Raw genomic sequence first — 17,702 nt, 5'->3', positions numbered from 1 at the left:
TGATGTACTCGTTCGACTCGCGCAATTCACGCGGCTTTAGCCTTTAACCGCGCCGCTCGTCAAACCCGCGACGATATAACGCTGAAATAAGATATACAGAAGCGTAACAGGCAGAGCCGTCATGACTAGATCGGCGAACACGAGGTTCCACTGGTTGGCGTATTGCCCGAAGAAATTATATACCGTTAACGGCATCGTCGTTTGGCTTGCCGAATTAAACAGGTAAAGGGGGATCATGAATTCATTCCATACCCCGACCGTTATGATGAGCAGATTCGTGACAAGCACGGGCTGCAGCAAAGGCAAGATCACTTTGAAGAACATCTTGTATGGACCGCAGCCGTCGATGATTGCCGCCTCGTCCATCTCGCGCGGTACGCCCTTAATAAATCCGGTGAAGATCATGACGCTCCAAGGCACGCTTGTTGCGATAGAGACGAGAATGACGCCGGAATAAGTACCGCTGAGATCCAGCAGCTTCAGCAACGAGATCGTAGGCACAACCATGAACGGAGCGATCATGCCCAATGAAAACAAGGCGAATAAAACATTGTACGCTTTGCCTTTTTTTCTGGAGATCGTGAAGGCCGCTAGAGCTGAAGAGATTACCGTAATGCAAGAGCTCATCACCGTAATGATCGTGCTATTCATGAGCGCGATATCCAGTTTCCCGTCCTCGAACACCTTCTTGTAGTTGTCGAAATGCCATTCGCTCGGAAGCTTCAAGTTAAAATAGGACGCTTCATGCGCCGTTTTGAAGGAACCCAGCAGCATAACGAGCAAAGGAATGATGACGATGAGGCTGATGATAACCATCGCAACTTCCAACAATATGATTCGGCCTCGCTTGCCCGCGATCATAACTCGACCTCTTTCTTCCTAAGGAACGTAATGACTAAGAGATTAACGATGGCGATACACAGGAAGAGAATCATGTTCATCGCGCTTGCCCGGCCGTATTGTTCGGCGGAGAATGCCCTGAAAATAAACGTATTGATGACTTCCGTATCGGAATGCCCGTTAGTCAGAACATAAACCTGATCGAATACTTTAAAGCCGGAGATCAATGCAATGGTGATAGCTATAGTAAAAGCGGGAGCAAGCATCGGCAGCGTAATGTTGCGGAATTTCTTCAAGCCGTCCGCTCCGTCGATCGTCGCCGCTTCGTACAATTCTCTAGGGATACCTTGCAGTCCGGCAAGGAAAATGATCATGCTGAATCCCGACGCTTTCCATACTTCCATGGCGATTACGGTTCCGAACGCGGTATCCGGATCGCCTAGCCAGTTCGTCTCCGCAAGGCGCGAAAGTCCGATGGACTCCAGCAACTGGTTAAACATCCCGGTCATACTAAAGATGGAGCTGAACAATAGGCCGATAACGATAATACTAATAATGTTCGGTACGTAAAATACGCCGCGCAACAAACTTTTGGTTGCCAGAGGTTGATTTAGCCCCAGCGCGAGCAGAAGCCCGATCACCGTTTTGAGAAACGTCGTGACCAGCGCGAAAAATACCGTGTTATATAAAGCCAGATTAAAGTTTTCATTTTCGAATAAATACTTGAAATTATCGATCCCGTTATATTTAATGGCAAACCAATTCGTTAAGTTGTCCGAGTTCCAGTTGGTGAACGAAAAACCGAATCCGACAAGGGTCGGTAAAATAAAAAACACTCCGTAGATTGCAATCGCAGGAACAATAAACGATTTCGGATAAAAATCGACTTTTTTGCTTTTCACGCTCTAACACCGCCTTCATTACCGCGTCGTTACCTTCTAGCCGTTCTCGATTACCGTATTCGAGAAGAGGTCCTTATCAAGGACCTCTTCTCCTTGCGTTTTTTGTTAGAATCCAGGCTGTTCCTTCTGCTTCATAAAGTCGGTGTAAATTTTGTCCCATGCCGCTACGACTTCATCCGGCGTTTTACCGCCGTCTACCGCCATGTCTACGTACAGCTTCCACAAGTCTCCGAAGATCGGACCCGCGATGCCCATAGGGTCATTCAGTTGAGAAACGTATTTGTTAGTCGCGATGTAGTTATCGAACAAACCTTTAACCGCAGGATGAACTTCTCCGCCGTTCACGTCGGTAAATCCGGGAGATCCGGGATGCGCCGCGAATACGAGATCCATGTAAGCCGGTTGGGAAATCAGGTTCAATACCCTCTTGGCGTCTTCGACGTTCTTCGCTGCTTTCGGAATGAAGAAGCCTTGAACGTAGGCTCCCGTCGCCATAAGCTGCTTGTCCATGTAAGGAATCGGGAACGCCCCGATGTCTTCCGGCTTCATTTGGTTTTTGCTGAGCAAATCTCCGACGGTCCACTCGCCGTTTAGCATCATCGCTGCTTTGCCGGACGCGAGAGCTTCTTTGGCGTTATCGAACGTTGCCGTTACGTGATCCTTGTTCACGTAACCCTTGCGGAACAGGTCTTGATAATCCGTAAGCGCTTGTTTGAATTCGGGGATATCGGCCCACTTGACCTTGTTCGTTAACAAGTTGCCCCATGTTTCTTGGCCCTTCTCGGCAAGAGCTTGCGGGAATGCGGCCGTGACGAAAATCTGCGTTGTCCACGTATCCTTGTTGGACATGAAAATCGGCGTGATGCCGTTTCCTTTTGTTTTGACCGTCTCAAGAATATTGAGGAAATCGGCATACGTTGCGGGCTCTTGCAGACCTAGGTCCGCGAACACTTTCTTGTTATAGTAGAGAGCCGCGTAGAAGCTGGACGATTCTTGAGGAAGGGCGTATATTTTGCCGTCCGCGGACTTGATGATCTCCGGATTAGCAAGGCGGGATACCCATGGCTCGTTGCTCAAGTCGACCATTTTGGTATCGGCTTTCACGATTTGGTATTCTCCGACGGATGCGTTATGCATGAAAATATCCGGCACTTCGTCCGTGGCGATCTTCGTTTTAATAAGCGTCTCGTATTGATCGTCCGGTACGACTTGAATATCCAGCGTTATGTTTTCCTCGGCTTTCAGCTTGTCCACCCATAACTTGTACTGTTCCTTATACTTTCCTTGGGCCGTCATCATGGAGACGGTAACCGCTTTCTTCTCTTCCGGCGGTTGGCTTGCTTCGCTCGTTGCCGGCGAACCTGTTGAAGAGCTAGCCGGCGAGTTTGCCGGTTCGTTAGAATTCGATCCGCAAGCGGTTAACAAAACCATCGAAGCGGCTAACACGGATAATAGCATTTTGCTTTTCATTCTTTGTTGACCTCCCTTTATGTGTTTCAATCCTCTCGACTTCATGATAGAAGATGTCGAATAGGCGATCCATGGACAATTTGAAAATGCGTTTATGGATTAATTTTAAATAAGCCCGTTTCCGCATTGCACGCTCTGTGCGAGAGCGAATCGGTATGATAGACTGTGATTCAGCATGCAAAGGAGGAGTCGAATGTTCAAGCATTTTCATCTGCAGACTCAATTATTCGCGCTGTACTCCTGCATTATATTAGGGATCGTCGTCCTGGCCTTTTCCCTCTTGAACGATTATTTCAGCAAGACGTTCGAACAACGCGCGGTCGAAAATATGGAGCAATTGACGCTCAAAACGTCCGATCAGGTCGATAGTTTGTTGAAGGGAATGGACGGATTGGCGTTACAGATCGCAACGAATCCGGTTACTCAAGACGTTTTCGTTAAACGCGCGAAATCCGATCCGGTAACCGGCAACTATTTTCTGAATCACTTGATCAAGGAACGGGAGGTCAAGGATTTACTCGCCTCTATTAACGGACCGCAAATGTCCGTCATGAGAATGAGCCTGTTCAACGATAAGGAAGACTATGTCGAATTCGGAAGCAAAATGGACAACCCTTCGTCCATCGTTCAACGGTTAGCCTCCGGCGAATTTCAACAATGGTATGCGGACTCTATAGAGAAGAGCGGCCCGATCGTTATTCCGCCCCATTCCGATTATTGGTCCGAGTCGGAGGAACGCGTAATTTCGGTCGTTCGCGGCATCCGGGACATCGTTTACTTCGAGACGAACGGATTCGTCGAAGTCCAACAGCCCTACAGCAAGCTGCAAGCACTCTTGCAGCTCGACAAGACGCCGGATGTACAAGTCTACTTATTGTCCCGGGAAGGAACGCTATTGGGAGATCCGGACGAAAGACTGTCTCGAATCTATCAACAAGAGATGAATCTCGCATCCGGCAATCTCAGACACTTCTACAATCCCGTTCACGATCGATACGAATTGGCAAGCTTCCACCGCTCCGCTTTTTCCGGGTGGACGTTGGCGCTTGTTCAGGATGAACGCACGTTGTTCGCGCCTCTTCGAACGCTTAGGCAAACGTTGTTGATCTCCAGCATAGCCGTGCTGTCGGTCACGATGGCGCTCATCTTCTTCATTACCCGAAGACTGACCAAACCGCTGAAACAGCTCACGCGATCGTTGAGAAAAGTCAATATGAGCAACTTGTCCATCGATATTCGCAACGATCATAATCAGAACGACATCCATCTGCTTAATAAAGCGTTCGGACAGATGTTCGATCGGCTCAAAAATTCAATGGATCTCGTCATTCAATCGCAGGCACAGGAATTCAAAGCGCAGCAGAAAGCATTGCAGTCGCAGATGAATCCTCATTTTCTGTATAATACGCTGTCCGTCATTAGCGCGGTCGGCGATGAAGCCGGCGTGTACAAAGTGATGGAGATGTGCCATAAATTGTCCAATATGCTTAGATATACGACCTCTTTCGATGATAGGGACGTAACGATTCGGCAAGAATGGAAACATGCTCAAGACTACCTCGAACTGATGAAAGAAAGATATGAGCATCAATTCGTATACGAGATGGCCGCGGATGAGAGCGGGTTGGACATCCCCATCCCTAAGCTCATCTTACAACCTCTGATCGAGAATTGCTTCCAGCATGGCTTTAAACAAACGCAACCGCCATGGCGCATCGAGGTGACGGCCGGAGTGAACGGCAATCGCTGGTACATTACGGTCGGCGATAACGGCACGGGATTCGACTCCATCCAATTGGACTCGATCATGGCGAAATGGCGGCGCTTGGAGGACGGCAATGCCGTCGAGATCAACCAGCTTAAATTAGGAGGGTTAGGGCTATACAATACCGTTGTCCGCCTGTATATGCAATTCGGCCATCGGATGATATTTCAAGTTGAACCTAACTCGCCTAGCGGCACCAAAATTACGATCGGAGGAGACATGACCAATGATACGGGTTATGGTCGTTGAAGACGAACCGCACATCTTGCGCAGCATCAAACGAATGATCGAATCCCTCCATCCTCGATTCGAAGTCGTCGCAACCGCTTATAACGGGGAAGAAGCGATCAAGCTTCTTCCTACAGCGGCACCGGATATTCTGTTTACGGATATTAATATGCCGATGCTGGACGGTCTTGATCTGTTAGCCCACGTCAAAAAACAAGGGCTGGATATCGAGCCGATCATCATTAGCGGTTATCAGGAGTTCGAGTATGCGAGGAAAGCTCTGTCTTTAGGAGTGAACGAATATCTTCTCAAGCCGATCTCCAGAAAAGATTTAAGCGATTTGCTGGACCAACTATTCATCAAGCACGAGCGCTCGCAGAAGCGCAAGGAGCTGAAGTATTTAGGAACTTTACTCCTTCAGCATCCAGCGTCTGAACCGCTGCCGTCCCTTATCTCTCTTAACAATCGTTCGTTTGCGGTTTTGCTGCTTTGCTCCGGCTCTTTTCCTTCGCATTCCACCGTTGACGATAGTTTGCGGCACAATTCTTGGTTCGAATTGGACCTGGAAAAAGCTTGCGGCGATCTATGGGTAAACGAGGATAACCGGGCTTGGGTACTGGACGGAAAATCAGAAGCGGAGAAATTTATCGTGTTAGCCGGCGGCGTAGGCGATCGCTTCGCCTCCGACTTAGCCCTCTTCGTATCCGGGCTTACGCGGTTATTAGCTTCGAAGAAGTTGCCCATTACGACAGTCGTAAGTCCCGTTATCGACCATATCCGCGATATAGAAATGATGGGTAAACGGATACGAGCGACGATGGCTAAACAAATCCGGATCGGTTATCCGCAAACGTTACAGGTTTCCGAACTGCAATCGCTACCGCCCGAACCTTATCCGGGCTTGGATTCCTCGACGGAGAGAAAGCTGAACGTAGCCATGGAGCAGGGCAATCTCCAATTGTTCAAACTGGTTATCGGGCAAATCGTCGAGCGCTGGAAATCGGTTCACCCCACGCAATCGGAAACGGAAAAAATGCTGAAACAGATCGTGGCCATCTGTCAGAAGCACCGGAACGCGAATGAAAGCTATACGGCGGACTATCTGGAGTCGGATATCGAGCAAGCGGTATATACCGTTAGCGACTATGACCAGCTATTGCGATATTTATATTGCATCATCGAACTCGTATTCCATATCCAGAAGCAGAAAAATCGCGAAGAACGGCCCAGCAAGCTGCTCGTAGAAGAGATTACGGAATTTATCGAAGCCAACTACACGGAGCCTATCAACCACCAGACGCTTGCCGAGAAATTCGGGCTCGTCCCCTCTTATATCAGTAAATTGTTCAATCAACAAAAGGGCTGTTCGCCGGGTAAATATTTAATCAACCTAAGAATCGATAAGGCAAAAGAACTCATGCGCTCAAGCCCTGATCTGAAAGTATGGAACATCGCGGAGATCGTCGGATACTCCGATCCGCAATATTTCAGTCGCATCTTCAAGAAGGAAACCGGCAAATACCCTAGCGAGTATATCGAATCCTTGCATCTTCAGATGTGATAAATCACCCGTGCGCGACAAAGGATGTCGGCAAGCCAGCCGACATCCTTTGTTTATTTCCCGTATCGTTTTTCCTACAATATTTCGACTTCCACGTAATGATTGTGCGCGTTAACGCTATTGCCGTTAGACCACAACCTCACATATCTGGCGTTCGCGGAAGCGAATGGAATCACTTTGCCGCTTGCCGTCTCGACATACTCCGCATCGGTTCCGACGCCTTGTCCGGCGCTATTATCCGAGTCGTTGTTGAACACGGTAACGACTCCGCTGCTGAAATCCGGCGTGGTGCTGAGTTGGACGATTACGTCGCGATACGTTCTCGCATCTCCGTAGAAGTGCCACAGACGTACTTGGGATAAATTAAAGCTGCTCCCCAAGTCGAATTGAACCCATTGCAAGCCCGAATGCGGGCTGCTGTCCGTATAATTGTTCGTATTCGATGTCACGCCGTCGGAGATAACGGGAAGATTATAGAAAGGTACGGATGATGCAGGGACTTTCCCCAAGACCAAGTTGGACGGAACCGCGGGCGCCATGGGAGACAGGTCGTTGTTCGAGTAAACTTTGAACCCGTCGACCAGCATGTACGTGCCGTCTTTTTTTACAAGCTTGATCGTATGTTTGCCATGAGTCAGATTCGTAACGCTGAACATTAATTTCTGCGTGGACTTGGTCGGCGCGTAACAATTCACCGTCTGCTGATAGACTCCGTCGATATATACGTCGACGTTGCCCATATCGATGTTATTTTCCGTAATATAACCGATTCCCGTACCGACGAAAGTATATTCCAAGGCGCTTTCGTTGACCGTCGTATACTTCACGTTACCGAACAGGTCGCCCGGTCTGCTTCCGTTACTATTCCAGGTGCCGCTCGTTGCCGTATTCCAAACGTCTTCGTTGATCGATCTGGAGCTGTCCGTCCGGATCCCGGAATACGAGTCCTCCAAACCTGCCGTCTGCATAATATCCAAAGCTTGTTGCGGCCAATTCGAATGCGGAATAACCGTTGTGTTCGTGATCGAATTGTTCAGACCGTCGTTCCGAAAGGTTGCCGTATCGGTAAAGTTGTCGTGAATATTGTTGTCATGAATCGTCGTGTTCCACAGGAAAACCCAGAACGGGGCGGTACGTACGACGTTGTTGCGAACTTCGACGAACGCGGTTCCGTCGTCCAGGTAGATCGCTCCTTGATCATGGGCCTGATTGTAGACGTAATTGTTCGCGATCAAAGAATTCGTATGTCTGCCGGAAGTATAAATCCCGCCTCCGTCTTTCATGTACAGCATGACATTATAAATTTTGTTGTTCGTCACCTGCAAATTATCCGTATAAGGGTATGTCGTATAGTTGTAGGCTCCGCCGGGTTCGACGTTATACCCTACGGCTCCCGATGAGAAGCCCGACCATGGCGTATTGCTGATTTCGTTATGATCGACGACCGTGTTAATCGTATAAAACAAACAAATTCCGACGGCATCGTAAAACTCTATGCCAACGTTCGTGATAAAGTTGTTTCTAATCGTCGTGTTCTTAAGCTGCATTCTTACGTCGCTCGGATGGTGACCGTCCGGAGAAACGTCTCCAACCGTAATGCCTCCCGCGGAGATGTCCATGAACCGGTTGCCTAGAATATTGTTACCCTGGCTCCCAAGACCGATGTCGAGAGCCGCGGCTCCAAGATGCTTAAAGGTATTGCCGATGAACTGAATAGAATGTGCGTAGGCGAGCTCGACGTTGCCCGGGTTTTTGGTGAATTTATTGATATTCGATAGGGACGGGGCTCCTACGAAAGTAAACCCGCCTTGGGCATCCGCATAACCGTCGTTGCCGCTAGGCCTCAGCCAAGTCCCGTAAGCGAAGGTCAATCCCTCGAACCGAAGATTACGGATCGGCGTACCGATCGTTCCCTTGACGCTCATTAATTTCTCCAGCGTTGGCAAGACGACCTGGGCGGTCATGATATTTTGCGTTGGAGTAGGGATGTAATATAGGTATCCCGTCGTTTCGTTTAAGTACCATTCGCCTTGGGCGTCCAAGAGCTCATAGGCATTCTCGATCCACGAAATCCCGTCGAATAGCTGGGCGTTGGACCAACAGTTTTGCTTCATCGTCAAGTTGGCGACCGAGATCGAGGCTACCCCGCAACGAGTCATCTGCCACGGGTGGGCTTTCAAGGTGACGATTTCGATTTGGCTTGCATTGCCCCAACTGGACATATTCGCATATAAACCGGAGGATGGGGCGGTAAATCCGTTCGCGACTTTCTTGAATCCGGCAGGATCCTGGTCTCCGCGGGCTCGCGTGGCTCTCTCGCCGTCTACGTATAACTGCCTCGTTTTTACGCCGACTCCTACGAAAGCTTTGTAGATATTTTTGGCGGCATCGTGAACCGACCAGTTGGAGACCGCAACACCGCCGCTTATGACCGGGGATTCTCCCGGCAATGCCCGGTAAACAACATTGAACCCGTTCGTTCCCGAATCGCGAACAGTCGCGTTCTCCTCGAATTGGATCGTACTCGATTGCGTATAAGTACCGCCGCTCAAATACACGACGATATCTCCCGTCATATTGCCGTTGATTGATCTAACGGTATCCCGCGCCTTCTGTATCGTTGCGAACGGCTGACTGCTGCTTCCCGGGTTACTGTCATTGCCAATAGGCGACACATAAAATTCTGCCTGAACTGCCGCGTGTCCGACCCCGTTAAAAACGGACGGCATACTGCTTACGACCAATAGAATAGCCATTGCGAGCAAAAATTTAGCGTGTTTATGCAACATTAGTAAACCTCCCAGACGATGAATTTGAAAGAATACAAACCTCATCATACTAGCAGGAAGTAACCGCTTTCAATGGACGATTTTGAAGGAGCTCGATGGATTATGTTAAACAAGCGCGGGAGATGGAGGTATTTCTGCTCAAATCCTCTAAATAGAAACTACGTGTAAAAAGTACACTTATTTCGCCCGAAACAGGGCAGTTTTCTAGTCTAAGTGTAAAATGTGCAATTAGATTGCGGATAATCTTTCATGGTCGATCAAACTACCCGAAATAGATGTAACTTCTGCAATTAGATTTATTTATAGAAAACCCCACCCTATCTAGATGTCATTTTTACACTTAGATGTTGTTATAGAAAAAACCTTGATTTACCGGAGGCCCGGCACGCCAAGGTAATTCCACAAATTCGTATTACAACAGATCCTCGAACAACGCCTCCAGATCGCTTACCTCCGCTAAACCGTTAACCGTCACCCGGCCGTCCGGGGCAAATCGCACCTCAAGGCGGTTCGGAATGTCCGCAAAGCGTTCTCTGAGTGAAGTATATCGATCCGTGAGAAAATGATATCGCTGATTGGATGAACCTACCCACGGACGGCTCGTATCCAGCAACTCTCTCTTAAACGGGCCATCGACGAGCAAATCCGTTACCGCAAGGAGGTCAAGATAATCTTGATTGTCCGAATCCCGCAAATCTTCCAACAAGTAGCCCGTGAAGGTCATGACGGAAAGGCCTTCCCTCTTCAACAAACGGCCTATCTTCGCCAGTTCCCCAGCCTGCGCGAAAGGTTCGCCTCCGAGGAAGGTGATTCCTTCGACTTCGGGGCCTCGAAGGACCCGTTCCGCGAGTTCCTCCGCTTCGACCGAAATCCCGCCGTGATCCGGCCATGTGAAAGGAACCGCGCAGCCCGGGCAATGGATCGGGCATCCCTGAACCTGCAACATCGCGCGGGTACCCGGGCCTTCCACTTGGGTCGAGGGGAGGAACCGATGGATTCGTAAAGTCATTTAATTCTCCTCCCCGCCGTTAGAAATCGATAATTCGACGGCTTGCGGCAGATGGAGCGGAAGAGGGGGCCGATGCCGACGGAGATGCGCTAGACGGTGAAGCCGTTGACGAAGTCGTCAGAGAGCCTTGGCGCGTTTCAGCGGCCGGACTCGTCGAAAAGCCTGTGCGCGAAGCAGTAGACGGAATAACCGAAGAAGACGCGCGAGAAGGAGTAGCCGTACTGGCCAATCCGCCGAATACGGCGCGTCGCCGCAGCCTCTCCACCTGATGCGGCTTCATTCCGAGCAACGCTCCGACTTCCTCAGCCGATCGAAAACCTCCGTTCTCTTGTCTCGCCTCCACGATCCGCTTGGCATCCGCCGCCCCTACGCTGGGCAGATCGATCAGACGTTCCCAAGTAGCGTTGTTTACGTCGATCGGCTCGGTAACGTTGCCATCTTCCAAGAGTTCATCTATAGAATCCGCAGAAATCGAGGCTCCTCGGTTCGATGAAGGCGGTGTTGGCGTCACGGTAATTGCCGGCGCAGCGGGAACAACGAGGGCTGCCGTCTCCGGATGTCTCAAGAACGGCACCCAATCCGACATCCCCGGTTTCCAGACATAAGCGGAATCGGGTGCGAATTGAAGGGCTTGCACCATGCTCTTTATTAAGGCAAGATCGTAAGGGCCATACTGTTGCCCGTCGATGGCAATTCGCCACTCGAAGCCGTTATCGCCATCGTCGTCATCTAACCGGCATCCCGCGCCGCAATCCCCCGCCTCATCATCTTCGTACTCCTCTTCTTCATACTCGTCGTATGAATCCTCTTCTTCCAATATCTCGATAATTTCGTCCTGGATTTCCTTCAGCAAGGAAACGAGAACGTCCTTCCTGAACGAGCTTCCGGACATATTGAACACGTTCCCCACACCCAATTCAATGTCGTGAACGCCAGCTCTGCGGATGTGCACCTCGGCGAATTCCATCCAATCCAGGAAATTTCTCTCCGTATCGGTTGTCCAATCGTTATGCCAATAAACCCCGGAGGCGCAAATCGCCAGCCCGTTCTTGCCACTGCCGAATACGGTGGCGTCCACGAAAGCGATCACTCGCTCCTCCGCGGGAATCGGGAAAGATTGTCGCGCGTTGAACAGCTTATTGCCCGGTATCGCTTCTTCCACGTAGTAATCCCCGCCCGAGTATTCCGCGCAGATGTCGGTAAGATTATCTCTATCGTAATTGCCCATTCGTTCAGCTCCGAATATTTAAGGTGAGCACGATCGAGCTGTCTTCAAGTACCTCTTCGCTTTCGACCGTCATGTTCTTCTCGGCAACCCGAGCTTTTAATTTCTGGACTACGCTATTTTGCAAAACCCGCTTGTATTCTTCATCTACGTCCGATAGGTAGTTGTATACTTTGCGCAAATCGGGAGCGTTGAGTACTTCGACATGAAACGGCCCATCTCCGCCGGACTGGCGAAAAGTGAGCACGGAGTTTTCCGCCTGACACCGGATATCCGCACCCTGCCTCGTCGGATTCACTCCGAATTCCTTTAATGTTCGGAACAAGAGCTCTCCGTCGCGGTAGTTGGTCGGAAAAGTCGCCGAAGGGACGACCTTCTCCTGCGCGACTCTTGTCTGTGAATGCGACGCCGACTGCCGCTGCGATTGCGCTTGAGCGGAGTAATTCTCGCCGAACACCTGCCGCCCGGCGGCACGGTTAATGTCCGCCATGAACCGTTCGATCATCGCTTTGTCGTCGGACTTGTCGAAGACGGCCGTCCATTGCCCGTCAATGAGCTCCCAGAAGAAAAACAACTCTTCCCCGTCGATATGCGTCTTGATGCTCCCGCCCCATTTTTCCGCGTCGTATCCTGCCTTACGTACCGCCCGGGTGAGCTCAAGCTCGTTCTTCAAGGTCGTCGGCACCTTGTCTTGCATCGAATCGACCCATTTGCTGAAATTTTTCTTGCCCATCACCAGACGCAGCGTTAACGCGACGGGGACAAGGGCTAGCGATACCGACATTTCCGAACCCCCTCCTTCATCCAATCCTCTAGCTTAGCTTAATAGAGTTAACATTTCGTTGATCAACCTCGACGTGCCCGGTTTCGTAATACTCCGCCGTATAGGCCGAATCGACCGTTTCCGCATCAAGAAGCTGTTCAAGAATCTCGATATAGTCCGTGCAGGATTTGCCTTTGACGCCTAGCACCTCAGCTTGAATTCGTCCATCTGGAAACACTTGAACGCGAATTTGCTTCTTGGACATTGAGCCCTCTCCTTATCCGGCTTGATCAAGCCTACACGGACCTTCGCCGTCCTTGTCTAGAAATCAACGGCTCTGCCGCCGCGAGCATAGCGAATGTCCCCGTCTTCCGCCTCGGGAGAGCCTGGAGCCGCAGGAGGCTCTTGTTTATACTCGACCCGATCCTCCCGCGGAGTGGCCGCAACCGCGCGGACGTTCGCCCATTCGCGAATGCTATGGATCTGCTCGGCTTGCGTAACCGAGAGCGGTACCGTCGTGCGAATGGCTTTCTCCAGATCCTCTAAGCGAATACTTCTATCTTCCGAAAAGGCTTCGAATAAAGCGGAGATAACGATCTGCTCCAGTTCGGCGCCCACGAAACCTTCCGTCGCGTCGACCAACGAATCCAGCGTACTCTTGGATAATTGGAACTCTCCGATCACCTTCGGATTGGTAAGTCTCTTGCTAATGTGAAGCCGGAAAATATCTCTGCGCTCCTTCTTCGTCGGCAAATCCACGAAGAAAATCTCGTCGAAGCGCCCTTTGCGCATCAACTCGGGAGGAAGCGAATGAATGTTGTTCGCCGTCGCGATAACGAACACCGACTTCGTTTTCTCCTGCATCCAAGTCAGGAACGTTCCGAAAATCCGGCTGGAAGTCCCGCTGTCTCCGCCGCTGGTCATCCCGACGAAACCTTTCTCGATCTCGTCGATCCACAGTATGCACGGAGAGATCGCTTCGGCCGTTTGTATGGCTTTGCGCACGTTCTCTTCGCTGCTTCCGATGATGCCGCTGAAGATTTTTCCGATATCGAGCCTCAACAGAGGCAATTGCCACATCGCGCTGACGGCTTTGGCGATCAAGCTCTTCCCGCAACCGGGAACGCCGGTGATGAGCACCCCTTTGGGAGCGGGCAAATTATATTGCGAGGCCGAATCGAGCCACGATTTATTGCGCTTAAGCAGCCAGCGTTTCAGATTTTCCAATCCGCCGACGTCTTCGATCCGCAGATCCGTTTTGATAAATTCCAAAATTTCCGATTTCTTGATGATTTGGCGTTTCTCTTCGAGGATGACCTCGACGTCCCGCTTGTCCAGACGTCCGTCTTCGACCATTGCGCGGGCGAACGCATTCTCCGCTTCGTTAAGCGTAAGGCCGAGCGCCGCCTTGGCCAGTCTGTCTTCCTCTTCGGGATTCAGATCGATCGTAATTCTGCCGCTGGATTTGTTGGCATCGATCAATTCCTTCAACAGGCCTTTAATCTCCAGAAGAGAAGGAAGCTCGAAATCGACGATCGTAATTTCCTTCTGAAGCTCCAGAGGAAGGATCAGAGTCGGACTGAGCAGGATCACGTTCTTCGGACTGGCGCTCATCTTCAATGCGGGCACCAGATCGCGCACTTTCCGGATCGCCTGCGGATCGGCCACCCGTCCGCCGCAGCCGAAGCAGAAGTGGAAATCCTTCAGGATGAAGATCGCCGGCTGATCGTAGGCCTCGATGAATTCTAAGCATTTGACCGGATGTTTCGACTCCTCGGAGCCCTTATGCCCTTCTTCCGCCATTCCGTTCGTGAGGCTCCACGTGAATACTTTGCGGGTCGTCTTGATCAAGCTTTCTTGGGTCGCGACCGATCGGATGACGGATAACGCGCGTTCTTCTTCCCAAGTAGAGATGTATAGAAACGGGAACCTTGCTCGCAATAAATTCGATAAATGCGTCTTGAATGCGATGATTGACGTATCTTCCATCACCAATTGTCCCTCCAAATAGATGCGGTCTCTAAATCCTCTTACTCTATTCGACAAAAAGGGGAAGTTTTCCTATTCATTCGACGAAAAAAAGAGACTGGCCCCAAGCGGTTAACTTGTGGGCAATCTCTTTTCAATAGTTTCTATCGTTTACTATTCGATACGTCTTCAATCATCTACCATGCGCTTCTTATACACGAGGACGGCTACAAGGTGAATCGCGATCGCCCAGATGAGCAGCACGCCAAGGTGAACGGCGACTTCGGATATTCCGTCACCGTTCTCGACCCGTTTGGCTAATTCGACCAATTGCAGGTTAGGCAAGTATTCCGCGAAAGAGAGGAACGCGTACTTCTCGATAAGCGTCGTTATAAAGGAACCGAAGCTGAACAAGAAAACGACCGGCAAAATAACTACGGAAGCTTCGATAACCGATTTTGTAAACAGGCCGATTAACGTGCCGATGCCCAAATAAAAAATCGCTGACAATAATAATGCGACGATAATGATCGGAATGTTCTGAGGCCGATAATCGGTCAGCTTTATCGTCAAGGTCACGATGGCGATAGTCCCCAGTAGGCTCAGCAAGCTTTTTCCGGCGAATATCTCGAACGTGCTGGCGGGAGATAACATCAGCCCCCTCAGCGTATTCTTCTCCTTCTCTTCCGCGATTAAGGAAGCTTGTATGTAAGCTCCCACGAGGACAAGAGCCATGCTAATAAGCATATAATACATATCGATTCCCGCACCCTCCGTGCGATTGACCAAGAGAGCCATTACCGGGGGCAGGATTAAAGTCGTCGTAATATACAAATTCCGCGATATGTCTTTGTAATCCTTCTTCAGGATCGCGAGCACCCGCTTCATCGAGAACGTCATGACAATTTCCTCCCCGTCACCTCTACGAAAATATCGCCCAGCGTCGGTTCGTTGGACCAAACGGACGCGACCCTGTTCGCGCTCATATATTGGAACAGCTCCTGAGCTCCCGCGGGACCCTTCGGCACGATCGCCCGCGACCCGTCCGTTAGTTCCACGGTTAACGTTAAGTCGCTTCGTTGTTGCCGCAGCCTCTTGGGAGAATCGAGCAATTGAATTTCCCCATCGTTCAAGAACGCGACCCGATCGCATAACGTCTCGGCTTCGTTCATGTCGTGCGTCGTCAGGAAGATCGTCGTTCCCTTTTCCTTCAACGCGATTAATCCTTCGTAAATATGCCTCGTATTCACCGGATCGAGCGCAGAAGTCGGTTCGTCCAGGAAGAGAAGCTTCGGCTCATGCAGGAACGCGCGGGCTAACGTTATTCGTTGCAGCATCCCCTTCGACAGCTTGGAGACGATTTTCTGGCTCTCTTGAGTCAAGTTTACCATTCGAAGAACCTCGTCGATCCGATTGGGATGAACATCGTATAAGTCGCAATAAAGCTTAAGATTGTCGTAAACGCTCAGCCGCACATACAATGCGGTGTTGTCCGTGATAACCCCGATTTGCTTGCGATACTTCCCTTCCTTGAGCTTGCTTGCGGGAACACCCAACACGTACGCGCTCCCCGAGGTCGGCGTTAATTGGGCGGTCAGCATTTTAATCGTTGTCGTCTTGCCCGATCCGCTTGGTCCGAGGAAGCCGAATATTTCTCCTTTCTTTACTTGAAAAGATACGTTCTTCAGCGCCCGGGTACCGGAAAAGGACTTCTCCAAAGCGTTGGCGTCGATCATATATTCCATCTCTCATTTCCCCTTTCGTCTAATCGTTCGATCTGTTCCAATCGTAGACGGTGAAGGGCTTGAGCGCATTATATTATCGCCGAAAGGAGCGCTTGGGAGGGTGAATGGCGCATAACCGGAAGCGAACGGAGCTTATTTGATCCCCATCATTTCCTTCAATTCCGCCATCTTCGTCTTCGACAACGGAACCGACGACTTTCGGACATCGTCCAATACAAGGCTATAGCTGTTGCGCGTGAAGGTGACCACTTCCCTGACCTTCTGCAAATTGACGATGTAAGAACGGTGGCACCGGAAAAAGCCGTACGACCGCAATCGATCCTCCAACTCGTTGATCTTGAACGATGCGGGAAAAGACTCTCCGTTGACGTAGAGATACGACTGCCCCTCGCCGCTCTCGATATAATCGATCTCCGGGGGATTAAACAGAATGATTTTGTCGTTCATTCGCGTCGGGATTTTCTCGAACCGAACGAACTGGACGATCTGCTCCCTTTCCCCGCCTTCTTCATTATCCCGTTCCTCCCCATCGTAGTCGTCGGATGGTTCCAGTTCGGCATGGCCGATTGGGGCTTCTTGAGCTTCTTTAGTTTCCGGGGCTTTTGGGAGTTTCGGGACTTCTGGGACTTCTGGGACTTCTGGGGCTTCCGAGGCTTCCGAGGCTTCTGGCTTCGCAACGTCGAAAGCTTTCAGCCCTTTATCGTCCAATCGGTAAATCCGGTCGGTAACGCTTAGAGCCGTTTCCATATTACCGGTGAGGATCAGCAACGCTTTGCCGCTGTCCGCAAGCATACCAACCAGCTTCTGAAAAACATGCTTCGTCACGTTATCCACGTTCTGATCCGGTTCCTCGAGCACGATCAACGCCGGATTTTGGAACAGCAGCCGGGCATAATGCACCCTTTTCTTCTCCGACGAAGATAACTTAGCCATTTTAGTTTTCGCCTTCTCCTCCAGCTTAACCGCGCGGATGACTTCGTCTATATGCTTAGTAGATCCGTTTAAGTTTCTATAGAAGGAGAAGCTTTCCTTGACGGTCAACCTTTCGTAAAATCCTTCCTCCAGCAAGAGCAGTCCGATCTCCGCCAAATAGCTTTTGCGGTCGCCGATACAGGTCTTACCATTCACCCGGATTTCCCCTCCGTAAAGCGGCAGTCCGCCCATGAACATAGCCAATAGAACCTGACGCACGTTCGTGCTCGAGTAAATCGCGACCGTTTCATGAGGTGCCACTTCCAGATCAAACGCGGGAAAAACCCTTTCGTTGTCCGTATATCTTTCCAATTGTTTAATTGATAGAATCGTCAATATATCACCTTTATCCATAGCGTTTCACCGGTATTCGCCGTTCGGCTTCTTCATTATATAATACACACTCCGGTTCTAGGCGAAGTCGTTTACGCAACAGAAAAAACCTTTACCTCCGAGACTGCGGAC

The 17,702-nt window shown here is 50.4% G+C and carries 14 protein-coding genes; 2 read left to right on the top strand and 12 right to left on the bottom strand.

All coding sequences use genetic code 11. The annotated features are described in order from the left end of the window. Positions 1–36: 36 nt before the first annotated feature. From HH215_RS26870 to HH215_RS26860, 3 genes are all read right to left on the bottom strand, one after another. Positions 37–861 carry a carbohydrate ABC transporter permease gene (locus tag HH215_RS26870; RefSeq protein ID WP_169282680.1) on the bottom strand — a complete coding sequence of 275 codons (825 nt, stop codon included), beginning with the start codon at positions 859–861 and terminating at the stop codon, positions 37–39. Beyond that, positions 858–1,742, bottom strand: coding sequence for a carbohydrate ABC transporter permease (locus HH215_RS26865; RefSeq protein ID WP_169282679.1), 885 nt, complete (start codon positions 1,740–1,742; stop codon positions 858–860). The genes HH215_RS26870 and HH215_RS26865 overlap by 4 nt, the downstream gene beginning before the upstream one ends. A 105-nt stretch (positions 1,743–1,847) precedes the next feature. Then, on the bottom strand, positions 1,848–3,212 hold the full coding sequence (locus HH215_RS26860) for an ABC transporter substrate-binding protein (protein ID WP_169282678.1): 1,365 nt from the start codon (positions 3,210–3,212) through the stop codon (positions 1,848–1,850). Positions 3,213–3,405: 193 nt separating this feature from the next. Between HH215_RS26860 and HH215_RS26855 the strand changes: the two genes are divergently transcribed. Next, on the top strand, positions 3,406–5,226 hold the full coding sequence (locus HH215_RS26855) for a sensor histidine kinase (protein WP_169282677.1): 1,821 nt from the start codon (positions 3,406–3,408) through the stop codon (positions 5,224–5,226). Next, positions 5,204–6,766, top strand: coding sequence for a response regulator transcription factor (locus tag HH215_RS26850; protein ID WP_169282676.1), 1,563 nt, complete (start codon positions 5,204–5,206; stop codon positions 6,764–6,766). The genes HH215_RS26855 and HH215_RS26850 overlap by 23 nt, the downstream gene beginning before the upstream one ends. Positions 6,767–6,840: 74 nt before the next feature. Here the strand turns inward: HH215_RS26850 and HH215_RS26845 are convergent, their stop codons facing one another. The 9 genes from HH215_RS26845 to HH215_RS26805 all read right to left on the bottom strand — a co-directional run bounded on the left by HH215_RS26845 (position 6,841) and on the right by HH215_RS26805 (position 17,591). Further along, a complete protein-coding gene (locus tag HH215_RS26845) occupies positions 6,841–9,555 on the bottom strand; it encodes a right-handed parallel beta-helix repeat-containing protein (protein WP_169282675.1) in 2,715 nt (904 codons plus the stop codon). Between the two features lie 412 nt (positions 9,556–9,967). Next, positions 9,968–10,564 carry a 4Fe-4S single cluster domain-containing protein gene (locus HH215_RS26840; protein WP_169282674.1) on the bottom strand — a complete coding sequence of 199 codons (597 nt, stop codon included), beginning with the start codon at positions 10,562–10,564 and terminating at the stop codon, positions 9,968–9,970. A gap of 19 nt (positions 10,565–10,583) precedes the next feature. Continuing rightward, on the bottom strand, positions 10,584–11,792 hold the full coding sequence (locus tag HH215_RS26835) for a helix-hairpin-helix domain-containing protein (protein WP_169282673.1): 1,209 nt from the start codon (positions 11,790–11,792) through the stop codon (positions 10,584–10,586). Between the two features lie 4 nt (positions 11,793–11,796). Next, complete coding sequence (locus tag HH215_RS26830; RefSeq protein WP_169282672.1) at positions 11,797–12,573, bottom strand: hypothetical protein; 777 nt, start codon at positions 12,571–12,573, stop codon at positions 11,797–11,799. Between the two features lie 28 nt (positions 12,574–12,601). Beyond that, complete coding sequence (locus HH215_RS26825; protein WP_169282671.1) at positions 12,602–12,817, bottom strand: DUF2997 domain-containing protein; 216 nt, start codon at positions 12,815–12,817, stop codon at positions 12,602–12,604. A gap of 56 nt (positions 12,818–12,873) precedes the next feature. Next, complete coding sequence (locus tag HH215_RS26820; protein WP_169282670.1) at positions 12,874–14,541, bottom strand: Ycf46 family AAA ATPase; 1,668 nt, start codon at positions 14,539–14,541, stop codon at positions 12,874–12,876. Between the two features lie 168 nt (positions 14,542–14,709). Then, positions 14,710–15,420, bottom strand: coding sequence for an ABC transporter permease (locus tag HH215_RS26815; protein WP_169282669.1), 711 nt, complete (start codon positions 15,418–15,420; stop codon positions 14,710–14,712). Beyond that, on the bottom strand, positions 15,417–16,265 hold the full coding sequence (locus tag HH215_RS26810; RefSeq protein ID WP_169282668.1) for an ABC transporter ATP-binding protein: 849 nt from the start codon (positions 16,263–16,265) through the stop codon (positions 15,417–15,419). Before HH215_RS26810 ends, HH215_RS26815 begins: the two co-directional genes overlap by 4 nt. 132 nt (positions 16,266–16,397) lie before the next feature. Then, positions 16,398–17,591, bottom strand: coding sequence for a LytTR family transcriptional regulator DNA-binding domain-containing protein (locus tag HH215_RS26805; RefSeq protein ID WP_254450240.1), 1,194 nt, complete (start codon positions 17,589–17,591; stop codon positions 16,398–16,400). Positions 17,592–17,702 lie beyond the last annotated feature (111 nt).

The organism is Cohnella herbarum, from assembly GCF_012849095.1.
GTDB lineage: Bacteria > Bacillota > Bacilli > Paenibacillales > Paenibacillaceae > Cohnella > Cohnella herbarum.
The sequence above is the reverse complement of the archived record's forward strand: the minus strand, read 5'-3'. Positions and strand labels throughout refer to the sequence as shown.

Bases quoted from the DNA above. Each gene is read 5' to 3' on its own strand.
- HH215_RS26870 (WP_169282680.1), bottom strand. From the start codon at position 861: ATGATCGCGGGCAAGCGAGGCCGAATCATATTGTTGGAAGTTGCGATG.
- HH215_RS26860 (WP_169282678.1), bottom strand. From the start codon at position 3,212: ATGAAAAGCAAAATGCTATTATCCGTGTTAGCCGCTTCGATGGTTTTG.
- HH215_RS26855 (WP_169282677.1), top strand. From the start codon at position 3,406: ATGTTCAAGCATTTTCATCTGCAGACTCAATTATTCGCGCTGTACTCC.
- HH215_RS26850 (WP_169282676.1), top strand. From the start codon at position 5,204: ATGATACGGGTTATGGTCGTTGAAGACGAACCGCACATCTTGCGCAGC.
- HH215_RS26845 (WP_169282675.1), bottom strand. From the start codon at position 9,555: ATGTTGCATAAACACGCTAAATTTTTGCTCGCAATGGCTATTCTATTG.
- HH215_RS26840 (WP_169282674.1), bottom strand. From the start codon at position 10,564: ATGACTTTACGAATCCATCGGTTCCTCCCCTCGACCCAAGTGGAAGGC.
- HH215_RS26835 (WP_169282673.1), bottom strand. From the start codon at position 11,792: ATGGGCAATTACGATAGAGATAATCTTACCGACATCTGCGCGGAATAC.
- HH215_RS26830 (WP_169282672.1), bottom strand. From the start codon at position 12,573: ATGTCGGTATCGCTAGCCCTTGTCCCCGTCGCGTTAACGCTGCGTCTG.
- HH215_RS26825 (WP_169282671.1), bottom strand. From the start codon at position 12,817: ATGTCCAAGAAGCAAATTCGCGTTCAAGTGTTTCCAGATGGACGAATT.
- HH215_RS26820 (WP_169282670.1), bottom strand. From the start codon at position 14,541: ATGGAAGATACGTCAATCATCGCATTCAAGACGCATTTATCGAATTTA.
- HH215_RS26815 (WP_169282669.1), bottom strand. From the start codon at position 15,420: ATGACGTTCTCGATGAAGCGGGTGCTCGCGATCCTGAAGAAGGATTAC.
- HH215_RS26810 (WP_169282668.1), bottom strand. From the start codon at position 16,265: ATGGAATATATGATCGACGCCAACGCTTTGGAGAAGTCCTTTTCCGGT.
- HH215_RS26805 (WP_254450240.1), bottom strand. From the start codon at position 17,591: ATGGATAAAGGTGATATATTGACGATTCTATCAATTAAACAATTGGAA.